Genomic DNA, 20781 nt, shown 5'->3' with positions numbered 1-20781 from the left:
GTCCGGGTCGGGTGGCCGCGCGCGTAGCAGACCGCGTCTCGGCGTCAAGGACGCCTTCGGCGCCGCTTCGCGGTCGCTGCGCGATCCTTGACCCCGAGCCTCTCGCGGTCTGCTCCTCGGCGCGCAACGGCGTGGCCTCGCGCGCGCGGCACGCCGTCGCCTGCGCGGCCACCCGACCCGGCGGTGCGTGAGCCACCGTTCTGGGCGATCCGAGGTGCCGGTTCGGAGGCTGACACACCGCCGGCCCGGGTCGGGGAGCCCGCAAGGTGAAGTTCTGCGACGAAGCTCCCGCTTCTGGGCCGAAGTTTCATAGGAGAACCGGGAGAAACGTCCGGTCAGCGCGACCAGTGGTGCAGATGAGGGCTGTCCGCGCCGGACGAGGGCGCGGCGGAGCCCGCCCTTGTCTGCGCCCTCAAGCATCCCGGGAGAGGCTCGCTGTCAAGGATCGCGCAGCGACCGCGCAGCGGCGCCGTAGGCGTCCTTGACAGGGAGACCCGGGATGCTAAGCGCGCGGACAGCCCGACCCCGAAAGACCTCAGGCTGACAAGGACCCAGCCCGACGTACGACCCTCTACTGCCCGTCCTTGTGCAGCCCAGGAGGCAGCCGACCGGTGGAGCGCGCGTAGTAGGATGCGGCCCGGCGCTGGGCGAGCATCCGGGCCAGGCCGACGAAGGCGCCGCTGAAGACGGCCCACGCGACCGCCTCGCGCAGCTCGATGTCGGGGTCGGCGGGGTTCTCGGGCGGCTTCTTGCGCGTGGCGGTCTTCCAGGTGGCGTTGAGCCCCTTCTTGGCCAGGGCCGCGGCACCCAGCGCCGACACGAGCGAGAACACCGACCAGATCTTGGAGCTGTCGGGGGCGCCTGAGGCGTCTTTCTTGGCCATGGCCCGACCCTATAGCGCCGGGGTGCGCCAAGGACCGGTCAGTCTCTGGAGAGGGCGTCGACCGCGTGGGCGAGCTGGTCGGGGTGGCGGGTGCTGATCAGCCAGTACGGCGCCGGGTCGGCCGGGTCGGTGACCTCGACCTTGACGGCGCGGGAGAGGTAGGGCCGCAGCAGCAGGAAGGCCCGGGCGTCGGCCTCGACGCCGGCGGTGCGGCGGGCCTGGTCGGCGTCGAGGGGCACGGCGCGGCCGAGGTGGTGGCCCTCGATCCGGGCCCGCCCCACCCGCAGCACCCCGTCGTCGACGACGATCCGGGCGCCGCCGTAGGTGCGCAGCAGCAGCGTCAGCAGGGCCACGGCGACGGCGGTGACCGCCCAGGCGAGCAACCCGGGGACCGCGACGACGAGGGCCAGCCAGAGCGACGCGACGAGCATCGAGCCCTGGACCCACCACCGCAGCGGGACGGCAAGCCTCTCGTCGTACGCCGTCACCACGGGTCAAGCGTCCCATCCGGTCCCTGAGGAGCCGATGACGGGTCGTAGGGTCCGTGCCGTGCCCGACCTCGAGATCCAGGTGCTGCGCCTCGACCCCGACCTGCCGCTGCCGGCCTACGCCCATCCCGGCGACGCGGGCGCAGACCTGCTGACGACCGTCGACGTGACGCTGGCACCGGGGGAGCGGGCGCTGGTGCCGACCGGCGTCGCCATCGCGCTGCCCGACGGCTACGTCGCGCTGGTGCACCCGAGGTCGGGGCTGGCGGCGCGGCACGGGCTGTCGATCGTCAACACCCCCGGCACCGTCGACGCGGGCTACCGCGGCGAGATCAAGGTGCTGCTGGTCAACCACGACCCGCGAGAGCCGATCGAGCTGCGCCGCGGCGACCGGATCGCCCAGCTGGTGGTGCAGCGGTTCGAGCGCGCCGCGTTCGTCGAGGTCGAGCGCCTCCCCGAGAGCGTGCGAGGGGCCGGGGGCTACGGTTCTACCGGCGGGTTCGGTCCCGTCGTACCGTGAACGGCCCCGCAGCCCCCGTCCCAGGAGTGACCTCGTGAAGTTCCGCCGCAAGTCCGACGCCGAGAAGGCTCAGGACACCCTCGACGAGGAGACGGCGGCGACCGCCGCGCGCGAGGCCCTCGTGGGCCCCTACGACGCCGAGGACCTGTCCGACGACGACGGCGTCGAGCGGGTCGACCTCGGCTCGCTGCTCATCGTCCCGACGGCCGACCGCGAGCTGCGGATGCAGGTCGACGAGGCCTCCGGCCAGGTGCAGTCGGTGATGCTGGCCGGTCCCGACGGGGCCGTCGAGCTGCGCGCCTTCGCGGCGCCCCGCAACGGAGACCTCTGGAGCGAGGTGCGCCCCAAGATCGCGGCCGACATGGCCCAGCGCGGCGGCACCGCCACCGAGCGCGAGGGCCGATTCGGCTCCGAGCTGGTCTGCGAGATCCAGGTCCAGCGGCCCGAGGGCAACGCGGTGCAGAACTCCCGCATCATCGGCATCAACGGCTCGCGCTGGCTGCTGCGCGCGACCTTCCTCGGCAAGCCGGCGCGCGACGTCGACTCCTCCGACGAGTGGGAGGACCTGCTCACGCAGGTCGCCGTACGTCGGGGCACCAGCCCGATGATGGTCGGCGAGCCGCTCCCCCTGGTGCTGCCCGAGTCCGCGCGCCGCGTCCAGGGCTGACCCCGAGGACCTGCGGGACACCCATGGCGGAGAAGAGCCGGTTGCGGCGCACCATCAGCAAGTGGGCCAACCCCGACGACTCCTACGCCCGCGACATGCGCGCGACCTACGTCGGTTCCGGTGACGTCTCGATCGCCGACGCCCCCGACCGCGAGCTGGTCACCCTGCGCGGCACCATCCGCACGGTCACGGTCCGGCCGCGCGGCGGCGTGCCCGCCCTCGAGGCGGAGCTCTACGACGGCTCCGGCGTCCTCACCATCGTCTGGCTCGGCCGCCGCCGGATCGCCGGGATCGACCCCGGTCGGTCGCTGCAGGTGCGCGCGCGGATCGGCGTCCATGACGGCCACCGGATCATCTACAACCCGCGCTACGAGCTGATGTCGACGTGAGCACCGACGAGACGACCGGCACCGACGGCACCGGAGCGGCCAAGCCCGAGGCCGACGTCGCGACCGTCGAGGCGATGGTCCGTGCGCAGATGTCCAAGGCCCTCGGCGGCAAGCGCGGCATGCTCGAGGCCGCCATCCCGGGGTTGCTGTTCACCGCCGTCTGGCTGCCGACCAAGGAGCTCCAGCTCGCACTGGTCGTCAGCCTGGCGTCGGCCGGGATCGCCCTGGCGGTCCGGCTGGTGCAGAGGAGCACGCTGCAGTACGTCCTCAACGCCGTCTTCTCGATCGGTATCGGCTACGTCTTCGTGCGGCTGGCCGCCCGCGGCGGCGGTTCGGCGGACGACCAGGCTCTTGCGTTCTTCCTGCCCGGCATCCTCTACAGCCTCGTCTACACGATCGTGCTCTTCGGCTCGGTGGTCGCGCGCTGGCCCGCGGTCGGGTTCATGCTCGGCAGCGTCACCGGCGACCCGACGGCCTGGCACGACAACAGGCAGGTCGTGAAGCTCTGCGGCCGCCTCACCCTGCTGCTCGGCGCCCCCGGTGCCGTCGGCGTGCTGCTCCAGGGACCCGTCTGGGTCCTCGGCTGGCAGGACGTCATCGGCACCGGCACCGCCGTCGCGATCATCGCCGCGCTCCGCTACGGCCTGGGGTGGCCGCTGCGGATCGCCTCGTGGTCGGCCATGGTGTGGCTGCTCGCGCGCAACGCGACACCCCTCGAGTCCGCAGAGGGGCAGCGAGGTACGACCTGACCCTCGTCGCGGACGAAGGTCGAGCGGGACCTCCGGCTGAGGAACGAGGCCGGAACGGGCGCGTCGAGAACACCGCAGCCGGCCCACCCAGGCCGCGGTGAGTCAGCCCGGGTGGCTCGACGGAGCGAGCATCTGCTCGAGCTCGTCCTCGCCCTCGGCGCCCACGACGAACAGCAGCTCGTCACCGGACTCCACGGGCTGCTCGATGTCGGGCACGTAGACCTGCCCGTCACGCAGGATCGTGACGAGGGCGCAGTTCTCGGGGAAGGGGATGAGCCCGACCGGCTTGCCGACGTAGGGCGAGTCGGCGGGCAGGGTCATCTCGACCAGGTTGGCGTTGCCCTGGCGGAAGGTGAAGAGGCGGACGAGGTCGCCGACGGTGACGGCCTCCTCGACGAGCGCCGACATGATGCGCGGGGTCGAGACGTTGACGTCGACGCCCCAGGCCTCGGTGAACAGCCACTCGTTGTTGGGGTGGTTGACCCGGCCGACGGTGCGGGGGACCCCGAACTCGGTCTTGGCCAGCAGCGACGTCACCAGGTTGACCTTGTCGTCGCCGGTCGCGGCGATGACGACGTCGCACTTGTCGAGGCGGGCCTCCTCGAGCGACGACATCTCGCAGGAGTCGGCAAGCAGCCACTCGGCGTCGGGGACGCGCTCAGGCATCACCGAGCGCGGGTTCTTGTCGATCAGCAGGACCTCGTGGCCGTTGCCGATCAGCTCGCGCGCGATGGAGCGGCCCACGGCACCGGCCCCGGCGATGGCGACCCTCATGAGTTGTTCATCCGTGGTGCTCCTCGGGTCCGCTCTTGATGACGTCGAACGCGCGACCGGCGTCGGACTCGCGCATGACCAGGTGGATCAGGTCGTTCTCCTGGAGCACGGTGTCGCGGTCGGGGATCATCCCCTCGCCGAGCCGGTCGATCCAGGCGATGCGGCCGCCGCTCTGGAGCTGTAGGTCGATGGTCCGCTGGCCCACCCACACCTCGGGCACCGGCACCTGGTCGACGCGGATGGTGCCGCTGGGGTCGCGGAAGTCGGGCTCGGCGCCGGCCGGCAGGATCCGGCGCAGCACCTGGTCGGCCGTCCACTTCACCGTGGCGACCGTGGTGATGCCGAGACGCTGGTAGACCTCGGCGCGGCCGGGGTCGTAGATCCGGGCGACGACCTGCTGGATCCCGAACTGCTCCCGCGCGACACGCGCGGCGATGATGTTGGAGTTGTCACCGCTCGAGACCGCGGCGAAGGCGTCGGCCCGCTTGATGCCGGCCTTCTCCAGGACCTGCTGGTCGAAGCCGTAGCCGGTGACCTTGTCGCCGTTGAACGCCGGGCCCAGCCGCCGGAACGCGTCGGGCTCGCTGTCGATGACGGCGACGGTGTGGTTGCGGTCCTCGAGGCTGCGCGCCAAGGTCGAGCCGACCCGGCCACAACCCATGATCACGACATGCACAACGTCACCCTAGGGCCTGGCCCGGCGCGGACAGCAGCGAACCCGTCCGCCACCAGTACCCTTTCGGCTCGTGGGTGTCGGCGATGTCTCGAAGCGGATCCTGTTGGGACGCAAGCTTCGGAGCGCCCAGCTGGGCGAGACCCTGCTGCCCAAGCGCATCGCGCTCCCGATCTTCGCCAGTGACGCGCTCTCGTCGGTCGCCTACGCGCCCGACGAGGTCTTCATCATGCTGTCGCTGGCCGGCGCGTCGGCGTACGCCTTCTCGTGGAAGGTCGGCATCGCCGTCGCGGTGGTGATGATCGCCGTCATCGCGTCCTACCGGCAGACCGTGCACGCCTATCCGAGCGGCGGTGGTGACTACGAGGTCGCGACGGTCAACCTCGGCAAGACCGCCGGCATCACCGTCGCCAGCGCACTGCTGGCCGACTACATCCTCACCGTCGCGGTCTCGATCTCCTCGGCCTCGCAGTACGCCGCGGCCGCGATCGAGCCGTTGCAGGGCCACGAGGCCCTGTTCGGGTCGGTGATGGTGGTCCTGCTCGCGTCGATGAACCTGCGCGGCATCCGGGAGTCCGGCGGTTTCTTCGCCGTCCCCACCTATGCGTTCATGATGGCGATCCTCGGCATGTGCGCCTACGGCTTCGTCCAGCTGGCCCTGGGGACGCTGCCGCAGGTCGAGAGCGCCGACCTCACCATCGAGGCCGCCCCGGGCTACGAGCAGCCGCTGACGACGATCGCGCTGCTCTTCCTGCTGGCGCGGGCGTTCTCCTCGGGCTGTGCCGCCCTGACCGGCGTCGAGGCCATCTCCAACGGCGTACCGGCGTTCCAGCGGCCCAAGAGCAAGAACGCCGCGACGACGCTGTTCCTGCTCGGCCTGATCGCGATCTCGATGATCCTCAGCGTCATCGTGCTGGCCCGCGAGATGGGCCTGCGCTACGTCGACCCCAACGACGGTGACCGACTGATGATGGGCGGGATCCCGGTCCCCGGCGACTACGAGCAGCACGCCGTGATCGCCCAGATCGCACGAGCGGTGTTCCTCGACTTCAGCCCGGGCTTCTACTTCGTCATCACGGTGACCGGGATCATCCTGGTGCTGGCGGCCAACACGGCGTTCAACGGCTTCCCGGTGCTGGGCTCGATCCTGGCCAAGGACGGCTACGCGCCCCGCGCGCTCGGCTCGCGGGGCGACCGCCTCGCCTACTCCAACGGCATCCTGTTCCTGGCGGTCATGGCGATCGTCCTGATCGTCGCCTTCGACGCCGAGACCACCAAGCTGATCCAGCTCTACGTGGTCGGCGTCTTCGTCTCGTTCAACCTCAGCCAGCTCGGGATGATCCGGCACTGGACCCGCAAGCTGCTGACCGAGCGCGACGCCGCCGCCCGGCGACGGATGCAGCGCTCCCGCGCCATCAACGCGGTCGGCCTGTCGTTCACCGCTGTCGTGCTCGTCGTGGTGCTGGTGACCAAGTTCCTGGCCGGCGCGTGGATCACGATCCTGGCGATGCTCTTCTTCTTCGCCCTGATGCGGGCCATCAAGGGTCACTACGACAAGGTCGCGCTCGAGCTCGTGGCCGACGAGGACGACAAGCTGCTGCCGACCCGCGTGCACGCGATCGTGCTGGTGGGCCGGATCCACAAGCCGACGCTGCGGGCGCTCGCCTTCGCCAAGGCGTCGCGTCCCAACGTCCTCGAGGCGATCTACGTCGCCACCGACGCCAAGGACACCAACAAGCTGGTCGACGACTGGGAGCGCCGCAACCTCGGCGTGCCGCTCAAGCTGCTGCACTCGCCCTACCGCGAGCTGGTCAACCCGATCGTCGCCTACGCCACCGAGATCCGCCGGGCCAACCCGCGCGGCGTCGTGGCGGTCTACATCCCGGAGTACGTCGTCGGGCGCTGGTGGGAGCAGCTGCTCCACAACCAGACCGCCCTGCGGCTCAAGGGCCGCCTGCTCTTCACGCCCGGCGTGATGGTGACGTCGGTGCCCTACCAGCTGCGGTCGTCGCAGATCGCCGTCGAGCGTGAGGAGCGCGACGCCTTCCGGGTCAAGGCCGGCGACCTGCGTCGCGGCCAGGTCGACGAGCGACCGCGCCCGCGCGGCCCCCTCGACAAGTGACGCGCACGTGACCCGCTCGTCGGGCCGCCGGCCGCGCACCCGGACCGCGCGCGGCGCCTCCCGCGTGGGGGAGCGCTTCGAGGTCGAGGTCGGCCCCGTCGGGCACGGCGGGTTCTGCGTGGCCCGGCACGAAGGCCGTGCGGTCTTCGTGCGGCACGCGCTGCCGGGCGAACGCGTCGTCGTCGCGGTCACCGAGGGCACCGAGGGCGACCGGTTCTGGCGTGCCGACGCCGTCGAGGTGCTGGAGCCGTCCGAGCACCGCGTCGAGCCGCCCTGCCCGTACGCCGGGCCCGACGCGTGCGGCGGCTGCGACCTGCAGCACGTCGCCGTACCGCACCAGCGTGAGCTCAAGGCCACCGTCGTCGCCGAGCAGCTGCGTCGGCTGGCGGGCCTCGACGTCGAGGTCGTCGTCGAGCCGGTGCCGGGGGACACCCCGGTCGGCAGCGGGCTCGGCTGGCGCACCCGGCAGCGCTACGCGCGGCTGCCGGCGGCGCAGGGCGGGGGGCCGGCGATGCGCAAGCACCGCTCGCACGACCTCGTCCCGGTCGACCAGTGCCTGCTGGAGGCGCCAGACCCCTCGCCCCACGTGGTGCGCGGGATGTCGTTCGCCGTCGCCGCCGACGGGTTCTGGCAGGTCCACCCCGGCGCGCCGGAGGTGCTCGTCGACGCCGTGCTCGCCGTGCTCGAGCCGCGGGCGGGGGAGTCGGTCCTCGACCTCTACGCCGGGGTGGGGCTCTTCGCGCGCTTCCTCGCCGAGGCGGTGGGCGACCCCGGGCTCGTGACGATGGTGGAGGGTGACCGCACGGCCTCGGCGTACTCCCTCGACAACGTGGCGGGGGCGACCGCGCTCGCCGGCGACGTCGGCACGGTCCTGTCCGGGCTGCCGACGACCCCGGTCGACCTCGTGGTCCTCGACCCGCCGCGCGAGGGCGCCAAGCGTGCGGTGGTCGAGCAGGTCGTGGGCCGGGCGCCGCGCGCGGTGGCCTACGTCGCGTGCGACCCGGCGGCCCTGGCCCGCGACGTCGCGATCTTCGCCGAGCACGGCTACGGGCTGGTCTCGCTGCGGGCGTTCGACCTCTTCCCGATGACCCACCACGTCGAGTGTGTCGCGCTGCTCACCCCTCGCGCTGGTTGACCTGGAGCGCGCACCAGTCCCTAACGTCGAGGTCATGACGGACACCTCTGGCAAGACCTGGTTCATCACCGGCGCCTCGCGCGGCTTCGGCCGCGAGTGGAGCACCGCCGCCCTCGAGCGCGGCGACCGCGTGGCCGCCACCGCCCGTGACACCTCGACGCTCGACGACCTCGTGGCGACGTACGGCGACGCGATCCTGCCGATCGAGCTCGACGTGACCGACCACGACGCCGACTTCGCGGCCGTCGCGCGCGCCCACGAGCACTTCGGCCGCCTCGACGTCGTCGTCAACAACGCCGGCTACGGCCACTTCGGCTTCGTGGAGGAGCTCACCGAGGCGGAGTTCCGCGCGCAGCTCGAGACCAACGTGTTCGGCGCGATGTGGGTGACGCAGGCGGCGCTGCCGTTCCTGCGCGAGCAGGGCTCCGGCCACATCCTGCAGGTGTCGTCGATCGGCGGCATCTCGGCGTTCCCGCTCGTCGGCGCCTACCACGCGTCGAAGTGGGCCCTCGAGGGCTTCTCGCAGGCCCTGGCCCAGGAGGTCGCCGGCTTCGGCATCAAGGTGACGCTCATCGAGCCCGGCGGGTTCTCGACCGACTGGGGCGGGTCCTCGGCCAGCCGCTCGGCCGAGCTCCCGGCCTACGCCGCCCTGCGCGAGCAGGTCGCCGAGCAGCGCAAGTCGCGCTGGACCCCCGGCGACCCGACCGCCTCGTCCGCCGCCGTCCTGCGCATCGTCGACGCCGACGAGCCGCCGCTGCGCGCCTTCCTCGGCGAGGCCCCGCTCACGATCGCCAAGGCCGACTACGCCTCCCGCCTCGAGTCTTGGGAGAAGTGGCAGGACGTGGCGGTGCTGGCGCAGGGGTGAAGCGGCGATCCCCCACGCCGACGGATCAGCGTACGACGTCGTACACGAGCTTCTGCACGCCGTTGCCGTAGGTCTCGCTCTCGACGACCTCCAGCATCTGCTTCGCCTTGTCGGTCTCGCTGAAGAGCCGCTTTCCGGCCCCGAGCAACACGGGGAAGACCAGCAGGTGGTAGCGGTCGACGAGACCGGCGTCGGCGAGGTCGCGGGCCAGGGTCGCGCTGCCGTGCACCGAGATCGGGCCGCCCTCAGTCTGCTTGAGCGCTGCGACGTCGTCGAGCGACCGCAGGATGGTCGCTGGCCAGCGGGGGTCGAGGTCGGTCTCGGCGAGCGTCGTCGAGACGACGTACCTCGGCATCGCGTTGTAGCCGGCGAAGAAGTCCATGTCGGGCCACACGGGCGCGAAGGCCTGGTAGCTGACCCGGCCGAGCAGCATGGCGGTGGCCTCCCCCTGCTCGCGGCCCTTGAGCTCGTAGACGGCGTCGTCGTGCTCGAGGTCCTGGAAGGTCCACCCGGTGCTGCGGTGGTCGGGCTCGCCGCCGGGGGAGTCGACGACCCCGTCGAGGGACACGAAGGCGGTGACGATGAGGGTGCGCTGCTCGGACATCTGTGCTCCTGGGGAGAGTTCGTGGTCGCTGTCATCCTCTCCACGAACGGCGTGGCCGCCGTACGACAGCCGCGCCCGAGGTTTCTCGTTTCGGCTGTCGGTCAGGATGGGCTCGTCCCCACCCCGACGGAAGGTCACTGATGCCCATCTCCCTCGACAAGGTCGAGTCCACCGCACCCGGACTCGTCTCCCTGGCCAAGACCGCCAAGGTCAGCCTCGAGAAGCGCAACCTGTTCGGCAGCAAGGCGAAGGTCGCGGTCGTCATGGACTACAGCGGCTCGATGTCGCGTGAGTACAGCTCCGGGCGCGTGCAGAACCTCACCGAGCGGATCCTGGCGCTGGCCACCCAGCTCGACGACGACGGCGCCATCGACTTCTTCGTGTTCGACTCCAGCGCCGCCTACCTGGGCGAGGTCCCGCTCGACAACTACGCCGGCGCCGTCACCCGGCTGACCCAGGGCCGCCGGATGGGCACCACCGACTACGCCGGCGCGTTCCGCACCGTGCGCGACCACTTCGGCTTCCCGCCGCCCCAGGTGGTCACCACCGAGAAGAAGGGCCTGTTCGGCCGCAAGAAGAAGGTCGAGGGTGCCGTCGACGTCGCCCTCCCCGCCGGCCTCCAGCCCGCCAACGAGCCGGTCTTCGCCATCTTCCTCACCGACGGCGCGCCCAACTCCAAGCCGCAGGCCGTCCAGGCGCTGATCGAGGTCTCGACCGCGCCGATCTTCTGGAAGTTCCTCTCCATCGGCGCCGAGTCGTTCGAGTTCCTCCAGAAGCTCGACGACCTCGAGGAGCGCGTCATCGACAACGCCGACTACAAGCCGATCGGCTCCATCGACGCCCTGTCCGACGAGGCCCTGATCGAGGCGCTGCTCGACGAGTACGGCGAGTACGTCACCGAGGCGCGCCGGCTCGGCATGGTCGTCTGAGCGAGGTCGGCCGCGACGGGAAAGCCGGTCAGCCGGGGAATCCGACCGTTGTCAGGGGTTGCAACCCCTGACAACGGTCGGAATCCCCGGCCGGCCGGGGATTCCGTCACCGTTTTCCCTCGACGTCATGTATCTTGATATCAAGACAAACGTGCTGACCGGTTAGGTCTGCCTTACTACCGCCGGGTTTCCCGGCGGCGGCAAGATGGTCAGCGGCCACCACAGCACCCACGAGGAGACGGCTGAGGCCCAGCAACGCCAGCTTCGGCGCCAAGAGCACCCTGGACGTGGACGGGAAGTCCTACGAGATCTTCCGTCTCGACGCGGTGGAGGGTGAGGGTCTCGACGTCGCGAGCCTGCCGTTCAGCCTCAAGGTGCTGCTCGAGAACCTCCTGCGCACCGAGGACGGCGCCGACATCACGGCCGACGACATCAAGGCGATCGCCGGGTGGGACGCCGACGCCGACCCGAGCAAGGAGATCCAGTTCACGCCGGCGCGCGTGATCATGCAGGACTTCACCGGCGTCCCCTGCGTCGTCGACCTGGCCACGATGCGCGAGGCGATGGCCGACCTCGGTGGCGACCCCACCAAGATCAACCCGCTCGCGCCGGCCGAGATGGTCATCGACCACTCCGTCATCGCCGACGTCTTCGGCACGCCCGAGGCGTTCGGCCGCAACGTCGAGATCGAGTACGAGCGCAACCGCGAGCGCTACCAGTTCCTGCGCTGGGGCCAGGGTGCGTTCGACGACTTCAAGGTCGTCCCGCCCGGCACCGGCATCGTCCACCAGGTCAACATCGAGCACCTCGCCCGCACGATCTTCACGCGTGAGGTCGACGGCGAGCTCCAGGCCTACCCCGACACCTGCGTCGGCACCGACTCCCACACCACGATGGTCAACGGCATCGGCGTGGTCGGCTGGGGCGTCGGCGGCATCGAGGCCGAGGCCGCGATGCTCGGCCAGCCCGTCTCGATGCTCATCCCGCGCGTCGTCGGCTTCAAGCTCAACGGCGACCTGCCCGAGGGCACGACCGCGACCGACCTCGTGCTCACGATCACCGAGATGCTGCGCAAGCACGGTGTGGTCGGCAAGTTCGTCGAGTTCTACGGCCCCGGCGTCTCCGCGCTGCCGCTGGCCAACCGCGCCACGATCGGCAACATGAGCCCCGAGTTCGGCTCGACCATCGCGGTCTTCCCGATCGACGAGCAGACCATCGACTACCTCAAGCTCACCGGCCGCTCGGCCGAGCAGCTCGCCCTCGTGGAGCACTACGCCAAGGCCCAGGGCCTCTGGCACGACCCCGACGCCGAGCCCCGCTACTCCGAGAAGCTCGAGCTCGACGTCTCCACCGTCGTCCCCAGCCTCGCCGGCCCCAAGCGGCCCCAGGACCGGGTGTCGCTCTCCGACGCCAAGCAGTCCTTCCGCGGCGCGCTCGCCGACTACGTCGACGAGTCCGGCGAGGAGAACGGCTACGACGAGTCGGTCGCCGAGACGTTCCCGGCCTCCGACCCCGTGAGCAGCAACGGCCACGGCGAGGCCGCCCCGCCGACCGACTACCTGTCGGCCGCACCCAAGGACGGCGGACGCCCGAGCAACCCGGTCGAGGTCACCCTCGAGGACGGCACCACGTTCACCCTCGACCACGGCGCCGTCACCATCGCCGCGATCACGTCGTGCACCAACACGTCCAACCCGTCGGTGATGATCGGCGCGGCGCTGCTCGCCAAGAAGGCCGTCGAGAAGGGCCTGACCAGCAAGCCCTGGGTCAAGACCACGCTGGCCCCCGGCTCCAAGGTCGTCAGCGACTACTACGACAAGTCGGGCCTCACGCCCTACCTCGACAAGCTCGGGTTCAACCTCGTCGGCTACGGCTGCACGACCTGCATCGGCAACTCCGGTCCGCTCATCCCCGAGGTCTCGGCCGCCGTCAACGAGGGCGACCTCGCCGTCGTCTCGGTGCTGTCGGGCAACCGCAACTTCGAGGGCCGGATCAACCCCGACATCAAGATGAACTACCTGGCCTCGCCGCCGCTGGTGGTCGCCTACGCCCTGGCCGGCTCGATGGACGTCGACCTGTTCAAGGACCCGCTGGGCCAGGACACCGACGGCAACGACGTCTTCATGAAGGACATCTGGCCCTCCCCGGCCGAGGTCGAGGAGACCATCGCCCAGGCGATCAGCTCGAAGATGTTCGACGACTCCTACCAGGACGTCTTCGCCGGCGACGAGACGTGGCAGTCGCTGCCCACGCCCGAGGGCAAGACGTTCGACTGGGACCCCGAGTCGACCTACGTGCGCAAGCCCCCCTACTTCGACGGCATGCCGGCCGAGCCGACCGACGTCACCGACATCGACGGCGCCCGCGTCCTGCTCAAGCTCGGCGACTCGGTCACCACCGACCACATCAGCCCGGCCGGGGCCATCAAGAAGGACAGCCCGGCCGGCACCTACCTCGCCGAGCACGGCGTCGAGCAGCGTGACTTCAACTCCTACGGCTCGCGCCGCGGCAACCACGAGGTCATGATCCGCGGCACGTTCGCCAACATCCGGCTGCGCAACCAGATCGCCCCCGGCACCGAGGGTGGCTTCACGCGCGACTTCACGCAGGACGACGCCCCCGTCACCTCGATCTACGAGGCGTCCGAGGCCTACGCCGCGGCCGACATCCCCCTGGTCGTCCTGTGCGGCAAGGAGTACGGCTCGGGCTCGTCGCGCGACTGGGCGGCCAAGGGCACCGCGCTGCTCGGCGTGCGCGCCGTCATCGCCGAGTCCTACGAGCGCATCCACCGCTCCAACCTGATCGGGATGGGCGTCATCCCGCTGCAGTTCCCGGAGGGCCAGAACGCCGAGTCGCTCGGCCTGACCGGCGAGGAGACGTTCTCGATCGCGGGCATCACCGCGCTCAACGACGGCACCACGCCCAAGACGGTCAAGGTCACGGCAGCCACCACCGACGGGGAGAGCGTCGAGTTCGACGCGGTCGTCCGCATCGACACCCCCGGCGAGGCCAACTACTACCGCAACGGCGGGATCATGCAGTACGTCCTGCGCAGCCTCCTCCGCGCCTGACCGTCCCGTCCTGACGCCGGGTCGGCCACCGTTTGCAGGTGGCCGGCCCGGCGTCGTCGTTCCCGGGAAAGTTTCTCCTCGCCACACCCCTCCCTCCGGCGCCCTCGTGGCGTGTGAGGGGTAGAAGGACCACGAGGAGGACTCATGAGCACCCTGGCCGAGCGACTACGCGACCTGGCCGACGACCACGCCCCGCACGACCTCAGCGCCGACGACCTGTGGGGACGTGGCCGGCGCCGCCAGCGCCGACGGACCGTGGGTGCGGTCGCGCTCACCGTCCTGCTCGTCGCCGGCGTGGTCGGAGCCGGGAGCCAGCTGCTGCCGTCGTCGCAGCGGGAGGTCGGACCCAGCAGAGGTGAGGTGACGCTGCCCCTGCCCGACCGCATCCAGGCCCCCAGCGGCTGGACGAGCGGCACGGACGACGGGCCCGTCGGCCCGCTGGTGGCGGTCCTCGGGGCTGAGCGGCAGCAGCTCTGGGGCTCCGGGACCACCGGGCTGGCCGGTCTCTCGGCGACCGGGGCCTACCGGTTCCTCGACCTGCCGGGCTATCCGGACACGACCTCCGCGGTCGCGCTGTCGGCCGACGGCCGACGGCTCGCCTACGGCTACGACGGACCGGTCTCGGGCGAACCCGGCGGGACGGGCGACGAGGCTCTGGCCGGGATCGCGGTCTACGACACCGTGACCGGCGCCGTACGCCGTCACGACGTACGCGCGCCCCACGGGATCACGGTCGACGACCTGGCCTGGGTCGGCGACGACACGCTGCTGGCCAACTACGGCCTCTTCGACGGTCCGGCCGTGGTCGACGACGACGACAGCAGCACGTCGTCCGGCACCCTGGCGCCCACGCTCGTCTGGGACCTCGGACTGTCGGGGGAGCCGTCGTCGGTCGCCTCCGGTGAGACCGTCGGTCTCACCGAGGCCACCCCGGCGGGCGACCGGCTCGTCGAGGTCACCGGACGCCGCGTCCACCTCGTCGACGATTCCGGCCAGGTGACGCCCGGGCCGCGCCTCCCGGTCGCGGCCGAGGAGAGCCGCGTCGTGGTGAGCCCCGACGGCGCCAGGATCGCGTGGATCGAGGACCTCCAGCCCAACGTGAGCGACGGCCGTCCGCGCAGCGTGCTGGTGGCTGACCTCGCCGACCCGGCGGGCACCCTGCAGCGGCTCGACCACGTCGACAACCAGGTGCTCGGGTGGCGCGACGACGACCACGTCCTGACCGCGGGCAGCGACGGCCGGTGGTCGTCCGTGGGCCTGGACGGCTCGGTGACCGAGGTCGCCCGCACCCCGGTCGAGCAGGACGGTCCCGGTGTCGTCCTGGCCGACGACGCGTTGCGCGGGCCGGTGCTCGACGCCCCTGACCCGGAGTGGATCCTCGACCCCCGGCTTCCCCTCGCCGGCGTCCTCCTGGCCCTGCTCGCCGGTCTCGCCCTGGCTGTCGGGAGGTGGCGTCGTGCGCGGCTCCGCTGACCAGACCGGCTTCGAGGAGTACGTCGCCGCGCGGCGCCGCGCGCTGCTGCGGACGGCCTACCTGCTGACGGGCGACCACGCCGACGCCGAGGACCTCGTGCAGACCGCGCTGGTCAAGGCGGTGCCGCACTGGCGTCGGATCAGCGACGACCCCGACCCCTACGTGCGCCGCATCCTGGCTCGCGAGAGCGTCAACCGGTGGCGCCGCCGTCGGTGGCGCGAGGTCTCGACCGAGCGACCACCCGAGGAGGCGTCGTCGACCGGACTCGAGACGCAGGTGGTCGAGCGCGAGGACCTGCGGAGAGCACTGCTCTCGCTCGCGCCGCGACAGCGGGCCGTGGTTGTGCTGCGCTACTTCGACGACCTGACCGAGCGCGAGACCGCCGACCTGCTCGGCATCGCCGTCGGCACCGTCAAGTCCCAGGCCCGCGACGCCCTCGCCGTGCTGCGGCGTCGGCTGCCCGCCCTGGAGGCGCTCGAGGAGGTCGGCTGAGCGGCGCGCCGGGACGACCCGGTTGCCGCGTCGACACTGCCACGACCGCGACGATGGTGCGGTGACGAAGCTTCCCCTCCTGACCCTCCTCGCCGCACTCGCGTGGGGCGCCACCGCCTGCAGCGACGACACCGAGCCGAGCGCCGACCCCACGTCGTCGACGACGACCTCCGAGCCGACCCCCGAGCCGACCACCGAGCCCACCACGTCTGAGCCGACGACGACGGAGCTCGTCCCGACCGAGCCCACCTCGACGGCGACCGAGACCCCCACGCCGGCGCCGGACCCCACCCCGACGCTGCCCCCGACCCCCACCCAGCCGCCGGTCGACCCCGACGCCGCCCCCACGACGTACGCCGCCGCGCAGGCACGCTTCGACGCCAAGGGGCAGGAGCCGCGCGAGGTCGTGCGGTTCCGGACCGTGACCGGGACCTACTGCCTGCTCGACTCCGACTTCGCGATCGGCTGCGAGCTGCCGCGCGGCGGCATCCCCGACCCCGACTACTGCGGCGACGGCCCGTCGCAGAACGTCGGCCGTGTCGTCTTCGGCGCTGGCGATCCGACGCCGGAGTGCAACAGCGACACGATCCGTGAGCCCGGCGCGCCCCGCGTGGAGAACGACACCGTCGCGACGTCGACGGCCACGGGCATCCAGTGCCTCGTCGAGGCGATCGGCGTGACCTGCCTCGACCCGGCGCGCACCCAGGGCTTCTTCCTCGGGCCGGACGACTACACCGTGTTCACGGCCGGGTGACCGGCCGCCAGTAGCGTTGGCCCCATGATCGTCGCCTTCAGCATCAGCCCGACCTCCGGGGACGCCGACGGGGGAGTGGCCGAGGCCGTCGCGGCCGCCGTCCGCGTCGTCCGCGAGTCGGGACTGCCCCACGAGACCAACGCGATGTTCACCAACATCGAGGGCGAGTGGGACGAGGTGATGGACGTCGTCAAGCGCGCCGTCGACGTGGTCGCCGCCGTGTCGCCGCGCGTCGGCCTGGTGCTCAAGGCCGACATCCGGCCCGGCCGCACCGGCGAGCTGACCGCCAAGCTCGACCGCCTCGAGCAGGCCCTGGCCGCGGACGGTGCGTCCTGAACCCCCGGGCCCTGGTGCCCGTGGTCGCCGGGGTCGCGGCGCTCCTGGTCGGCGTCGCCCTGGTGCTGTTCCTCCGTGGCGACGAGGAGCCCGACGAGGCCGAGATGGAGGGCCTGCAGACCTGGTCCGACCTCCCCAACACCCACGTCGAGGACGACGTCTCCTACGACCAGGCCCCTCCGGTCGGCGGCAACCACATCGGTGCCTGGATGGACTGCGGTGCCTACGACGCCCCGGTGGCCGACGAGCTCGCCGTCCACAACCTCGAGCACGGCGGCATCTGGATCGCCTACGACGCCGCGGCCCTCGACGAGGCCCAGGTGGCCACGCTCACCGAGGCCCTGCCCGGCAACGGGATCCTGACGCCCTACGACGGCCTCGAGGCGCCGGTCGTCGTGAGCTCGTGGGAGCGACAGGTCGCCCTCGACGGGGTCGACGACCCGCGGCTCGCCGAGTTCGTCTCCACCTACGAGAACAGCCCGATCGCGCCCGAGTCCGGCCAGGTCACCTGCGCCGGCGGGATCACCGCCGAGCAGGCCGTCCAGGTCGCCGAGCAGTACGGGCTCTGAGACCGTGCACACCGAGACCCGCCGCTACCGCACCGGCGACCGCGAGCTCATCCTCGACCTGACCGACGAGGCGGCGGAGTTCGTCGCGACCGCGGGTGCCGACGACGGGGCGGTGGACGGCCTGCTGCAGCTCTTCGTGCCCCACGCCACCTGCGGGATCGCGATCATCGAGACCGGCGCCGGGTCCGACGACGACCTGCTCGCCGCGCTCGGTGACCTGTTGCCGGCCGACGACCGCTGGCGGCACCGGCACGGCAGCCCCGGCCACGGCCGGTCCCACGTGATGCCGGCGATCGTGCCGCCGCACGCCACCGTCCCGGTGGTGGGCGGCAAGCTCGCCCTTGGCACCTGGCAGAGCATCTGCCTGGTCGACCTCAACGTCGACAACGACGTGCGCGAGGTCCGCTTCAGCCTGTTGACCTGATCGAACACCTGTTCGATATCATCGGGCCATGTCGAGCCTCGTCGTCCCGCCCGGTTGGCCTGCCGCGGTCCGCCCACCCGACGCGCCGCGCTGGGAGCTGACGGCCGAGGCGTGGCTGCTCGACCTGAGCCCGCCCGAGTTCCGCTCCTACCCGACGCTGCGGCGCCACGTGGTCCTCCTCGCGCGCTTCGCGCTGCTCCACGTCGAGGCAATGCAGGCCGCGACCCAGCGGGGGCTGAGCGAGGCGCGCTCCGAGCTGCGCGAGGTCGCCCCGCCCGACGTCGTCGACGAGGCCGTCGAGACCTGGCTCGTCGAGGACGCGCGCCTGTCCGCCGTACGCCGGGAGGTCGGGCTGGTCGAGGACGCCCTGCGCGGCACCCGCTACCGCGCCCGTCTCTAGAGGCACCCCCTCGAGACGGGGTAGCCCGATCGGGCCATAGCCGTTCCCACCCAGGTTCGACACGGTGTGGCAGACGCCTTACCAGGAGATGCCATGACCCACGCACCGACCGAGACCCGCTTCGCCCTCGTGCTCAACGGGGGAGTGAGCCTGGCGATCTGGATGAGCGGGGTGGTGCACGAGCTCAACCGGCTGCGGCTGGCGTCGCTGGACGCCGCGCCCGCGGACGAGGACGAGCTGCCGGTGCACGAGGCGTGGCGCCGGATCCTCGAGGCGACGGGTCGGAGCGTCGTCGTCGACGCCGTGGCCGGCACCAGTGCCGGTGGGCTCAACGGCACCCTGCTCGCGACCTCGGTGGCGCGGGGGGCCGAGCTCCGCCCGCTCAAGGACACCTGGTCCGACATCGCCTCCCTCGAGCCGGGCAAGCTGCTCCGTCCCGACGTCGAGGACGCCCCGTCCGTCCTGGACGGCGACTACTTCAGCGAGCAGGTCCACGACGTGCTCGACGCGATCGAGCCGCGCGCCGACATCGAGAAGGGCGAGTGCACGCTGCTGGTGACCGCGACCGCGCTCAAGCCGGCCGCCCGTCGCTACGCGCTCGAGGGCGGGCTCGACGCCCACGCCGTCGACAGCCGGCGGGTCTACCAGTTCCGGCGTCGGACCACCGCCGACGGCTCGCTCGAGGGTCCCGACGACTTCGTGCGGCCGGCGGAGCCCCGTCGCTCGACGATCGCGCTGGCCGCCCGCGCGTCGGCCGGCTTTCCCGCCGCGTTCTCCCCGGTGCGCGAGACCGACGACCTCGCCGCCAAGCGGCGCGACCGCGTGCCACCGGCGGAGCCCGACCCGCTCACCTGGCTCATCGACGGGGGCGTGCTCGACAACGCCCCGTTCGAGCCGCTCATCGAGTCGCTGCGCGACCGCACGGTGCGGCGTCCGTTCGAGCGCGTCGTCCTCTACGTCACGCCGGCCGTCGGGGGTCCGCACGACGAGGTCACGACCGGGCCGTGGGTCGACGCCGACGTCCCGCCCCACGTCGCGGCCGTGCTCGGCGCCGTGGCGACCGCGGTCCGAGAGCCCGACCAGCGCGCCGACATGGAGCGGCTCACGACGTCGTTCGAGAACGCGGCCTACTCCCGCTCCAGCCCCGCCCAGCTGATGACCGACCTGCTCCTGGCCCTGCTGACCGGCGACTCCGAGCAGCTCGACGACGCGGACGCGTCGGCCCTCGGCCTCGACCGGGCGACCACGGTGGCCGAGGCGCTCTTCCCGCTCTACCGCGCGCGGCGCCTCGAGGAGGTCGAGCGCTGGCTGACCGGGATCAACCGGGTCCCGCGGCTCGCGCCCGCGCTGCCGCTGGAGCTCGGGGAGGAGCAGCCCCCGGGGGTGCCGTCCGAGCGTGCCTACGACCCGGCGTCCTGGACCTGGGGCCTGCCCGCCGCCGGCCGCGTGCTCCGCTGGTGGGGCCGCGCGATGGTCGCCGTCAGCTCTTCCACCGGCGCCGACCTCGACCCGGCCTTCGCCGCCCTCGACCACGCCCAGCGCCGCGTCCGGACCCTGCGTGGCCGCGAGGAGGGCGGGCTCCGGTGGATCGACGACACGATGACGCCGCTGGTCCGGCTCGAGCAGCTCGTCGGCGTCTACGACGAGCTCGGCGTGGCGGCCGAGGTCGCCGCGGTGATGGAGGAGTTCACGACCGCCCTCGCCGGGAGCCTGCCCGGTACGACGGGCCCCGAGCTCGCGCAGTACGGCCTCGACGTCGAGGTCGCCGGCACCGCGCTCGTCGCCGACCCCGGCGACCGGCCGTCGTTCCGCTACCGCCAGGTCACCCCGGCCGCGGCGCCGCTGCTTTCCGCCGGCGTCACGGGCGAGGCCCAGTGGCCGGCCCTCAAGCTCTACGGCGAGCGCTGGAACCACTTCGGCGCCTTCGGCTCCAAGAAGGGCCGCGAGCACGACTGGCTCTGGGGCCGCCTCGACGGCGCCAGCGCCCTGTGTGAATACCTCGTCGGCCCCGACTTCCAGACCGACCCGCTCTGCACCGCGCTCGCCGAGGCCATCCGCACCGCCGACGGCACCGACCAGGAGGCGTTCGAGAAGGGGGCGGCAGAGGTCTTCGCCAAGCAGCCCGACCAGCTCTTCCAGGAGTTCGTCGCCGAGCCCGTCAACGGGGGCCAGGCCGCCGTCGACCTGCTCCTCGCCACCGTCCCCGAGGTCCTCGGCACCGTCCCCTCGGCCGGCACCGTCCTCGAGGCCGTCACCTCCGGACACCCGACCTTCGGCGACATCGGCAAGGTCGCCCGCGTCAAGGCCGTCACCCTCAACCTCGTCACCCTCCCGATCCGCGCCTGGGTGCGCCGCAAGATCGACGACGCCTCCGACTGACCGTCGCGCCGAGTCGGCGCGGCGGCTCAGCACCTGCGCCGACTCGCGCTGTTCTCACTTCAACTCTGCGCCGACTCGGCGGTT

General features: G+C 71.9%; 22 protein-coding genes. 17 read left to right on the top strand and 5 right to left on the bottom strand.

Features of this window, described 5'->3' with window-relative positions; genetic code table 11:
* Nucleotides 1-571: 571 nt before the first annotated feature.
* Together Q7T52_RS10610 and Q7T52_RS10605 are read right to left on the bottom strand one after the other, a co-directional pair.
* A complete protein-coding gene (locus tag Q7T52_RS10610) occupies nucleotides 572-883 on the bottom strand; it encodes a DUF4235 domain-containing protein (RefSeq protein ID WP_304802200.1) in 312 nt (103 codons plus the stop codon).
* Nucleotides 884-921: 38 nt separating this feature from the next.
* The gene (locus Q7T52_RS10605; protein ID WP_304802198.1) at nucleotides 922-1374 is read right to left on the bottom strand and encodes a DUF3093 domain-containing protein; all 453 of its coding nucleotides are present in this window, start codon (nucleotides 1372-1374) and stop codon (nucleotides 922-924) included.
* Between the two features lie 58 nt (nucleotides 1375-1432).
* Here Q7T52_RS10605 and dut point away from each other — a divergent pair, with 58 nt between their 5' ends.
* From dut to Q7T52_RS10585, 4 genes are read left to right on the top strand one after another with little or no spacing between them, the layout of a single operon-like run.
* Nucleotides 1433-1891: a dUTP diphosphatase gene (gene dut / locus Q7T52_RS10600; RefSeq protein ID WP_304802195.1), complete on the top strand. Its 459-nt coding sequence runs from the start codon at nucleotides 1433-1435 to the stop codon at nucleotides 1889-1891.
* Between the two features lie 34 nt (nucleotides 1892-1925).
* Nucleotides 1926-2558, top strand: coding sequence for a DUF3710 domain-containing protein (locus Q7T52_RS10595; RefSeq protein WP_304802194.1), 633 nt, complete (start codon nucleotides 1926-1928; stop codon nucleotides 2556-2558).
* Between the two features lie 23 nt (nucleotides 2559-2581).
* On the top strand, nucleotides 2582-2947 hold the full coding sequence (locus Q7T52_RS10590; RefSeq protein WP_304802192.1) for an OB-fold nucleic acid binding domain-containing protein: 366 nt from the start codon (nucleotides 2582-2584) through the stop codon (nucleotides 2945-2947).
* Nucleotides 2944-3696 carry a DUF3159 domain-containing protein gene (locus tag Q7T52_RS10585; RefSeq protein ID WP_304802190.1) on the top strand — a complete coding sequence of 251 codons (753 nt, stop codon included), beginning with the start codon at nucleotides 2944-2946 and terminating at the stop codon, nucleotides 3694-3696. The genes Q7T52_RS10590 and Q7T52_RS10585 overlap by 4 nt, the downstream gene beginning before the upstream one ends.
* Before the next feature lie 102 nt (nucleotides 3697-3798).
* Here the strand turns inward: Q7T52_RS10585 and Q7T52_RS10580 are convergent, their stop codons facing one another.
* Nucleotides 3799-4470: a TrkA family potassium uptake protein gene (locus tag Q7T52_RS10580; RefSeq protein ID WP_304802189.1), complete on the bottom strand. Its 672-nt coding sequence runs from the start codon at nucleotides 4468-4470 to the stop codon at nucleotides 3799-3801.
* A 7-nt stretch (nucleotides 4471-4477) separates the two neighbouring features.
* The gene (locus tag Q7T52_RS10575) at nucleotides 4478-5146 is read right to left on the bottom strand and encodes a TrkA family potassium uptake protein (RefSeq protein WP_304802187.1); all 669 of its coding nucleotides are present in this window, start codon (nucleotides 5144-5146) and stop codon (nucleotides 4478-4480) included.
* 70 nt (nucleotides 5147-5216) lie between these two features.
* Between Q7T52_RS10575 and Q7T52_RS10570 the strand changes: the two genes are divergently transcribed.
* From Q7T52_RS10570 to Q7T52_RS10560, 3 genes are read left to right on the top strand one after another with little or no spacing between them, the layout of a single operon-like run.
* Nucleotides 5217-7265, top strand: a complete 2049-nt coding sequence (locus Q7T52_RS10570; RefSeq protein WP_304802185.1) for an APC family permease — start codon at nucleotides 5217-5219, stop codon at nucleotides 7263-7265.
* 7 nt (nucleotides 7266-7272) lie between these two features.
* On the top strand, nucleotides 7273-8400 hold the full coding sequence (locus Q7T52_RS10565) for a class I SAM-dependent RNA methyltransferase (RefSeq protein WP_304802183.1): 1128 nt from the start codon (nucleotides 7273-7275) through the stop codon (nucleotides 8398-8400).
* A gap of 34 nt (nucleotides 8401-8434) precedes the next feature.
* A complete protein-coding gene (locus Q7T52_RS10560; RefSeq protein WP_304802181.1) occupies nucleotides 8435-9265 on the top strand; it encodes an SDR family oxidoreductase in 831 nt (276 codons plus the stop codon).
* Nucleotides 9266-9290: 25 nt separating this feature from the next.
* On the opposite strand, the gene Q7T52_RS10555 is transcribed toward Q7T52_RS10560, so the two are convergent.
* Nucleotides 9291-9869: a dihydrofolate reductase family protein gene (locus Q7T52_RS10555; protein ID WP_304802179.1), complete on the bottom strand. Its 579-nt coding sequence runs from the start codon at nucleotides 9867-9869 to the stop codon at nucleotides 9291-9293.
* A 140-nt stretch (nucleotides 9870-10009) separates the two neighbouring features.
* Here Q7T52_RS10555 and Q7T52_RS10550 point away from each other — a divergent pair, with 140 nt between their 5' ends.
* The 10 genes from Q7T52_RS10550 to Q7T52_RS10505 all read left to right on the top strand — a co-directional run bounded on the left by Q7T52_RS10550 (nucleotide 10010) and on the right by Q7T52_RS10505 (nucleotide 20697).
* Complete coding sequence (locus Q7T52_RS10550; protein WP_304802177.1) at nucleotides 10010-10798, top strand: VWA domain-containing protein; 789 nt, start codon at nucleotides 10010-10012, stop codon at nucleotides 10796-10798.
* Nucleotides 10799-11040: 242 nt separating this feature from the next.
* Complete coding sequence (locus tag Q7T52_RS10545; RefSeq protein ID WP_304802202.1) at nucleotides 11041-13869, top strand: aconitate hydratase; 2829 nt, start codon at nucleotides 11041-11043, stop codon at nucleotides 13867-13869.
* Between the two features lie 144 nt (nucleotides 13870-14013).
* Complete coding sequence (locus tag Q7T52_RS10540; RefSeq protein WP_304802175.1) at nucleotides 14014-15342, top strand: hypothetical protein; 1329 nt, start codon at nucleotides 14014-14016, stop codon at nucleotides 15340-15342.
* Nucleotides 15326-15835 carry a SigE family RNA polymerase sigma factor gene (locus Q7T52_RS10535; RefSeq protein ID WP_304802172.1) on the top strand — a complete coding sequence of 170 codons (510 nt, stop codon included), beginning with the start codon at nucleotides 15326-15328 and terminating at the stop codon, nucleotides 15833-15835. Before Q7T52_RS10540 ends, Q7T52_RS10535 begins: the two co-directional genes overlap by 17 nt.
* A gap of 61 nt (nucleotides 15836-15896) precedes the next feature.
* Entirely contained in the window at nucleotides 15897-16589 is a 693-nt protein-coding gene (locus tag Q7T52_RS10530) for a hypothetical protein (protein ID WP_304802171.1), read from the top strand.
* Nucleotides 16590-16613: 24 nt separating this feature from the next.
* On the top strand, nucleotides 16614-16925 hold the full coding sequence (locus Q7T52_RS10525) for a thiamine-binding protein (protein WP_304802169.1): 312 nt from the start codon (nucleotides 16614-16616) through the stop codon (nucleotides 16923-16925).
* Nucleotides 16926-16939: 14 nt separating this feature from the next.
* Nucleotides 16940-17494 carry a DUF3105 domain-containing protein gene (locus tag Q7T52_RS10520; RefSeq protein WP_304802167.1) on the top strand — a complete coding sequence of 185 codons (555 nt, stop codon included), beginning with the start codon at nucleotides 16940-16942 and terminating at the stop codon, nucleotides 17492-17494.
* Between the two features lie 4 nt (nucleotides 17495-17498).
* Nucleotides 17499-17918 carry a YjbQ family protein gene (locus Q7T52_RS10515; RefSeq protein WP_304802165.1) on the top strand — a complete coding sequence of 140 codons (420 nt, stop codon included), beginning with the start codon at nucleotides 17499-17501 and terminating at the stop codon, nucleotides 17916-17918.
* Between the two features lie 28 nt (nucleotides 17919-17946).
* Entirely contained in the window at nucleotides 17947-18318 is a 372-nt protein-coding gene (locus tag Q7T52_RS10510) for a hypothetical protein (protein WP_304802163.1), read from the top strand.
* A gap of 93 nt (nucleotides 18319-18411) precedes the next feature.
* Nucleotides 18412-20697: a DUF3376 domain-containing protein gene (locus Q7T52_RS10505; protein ID WP_304802162.1), complete on the top strand. Its 2286-nt coding sequence runs from the start codon at nucleotides 18412-18414 to the stop codon at nucleotides 20695-20697.
* Nucleotides 20698-20781: the final 84 nt, after the last annotated feature.

Origin of the sequence: Nocardioides sp. (assembly GCF_030655615.1) — a bacterium.
Lineage (GTDB): Bacteria > Actinomycetota > Actinomycetes > Propionibacteriales > Nocardioidaceae > Nocardioides.
The sequence above is the reverse complement of the archived record's forward strand: the minus strand, read 5'-3'. Positions and strand labels throughout refer to the sequence as shown.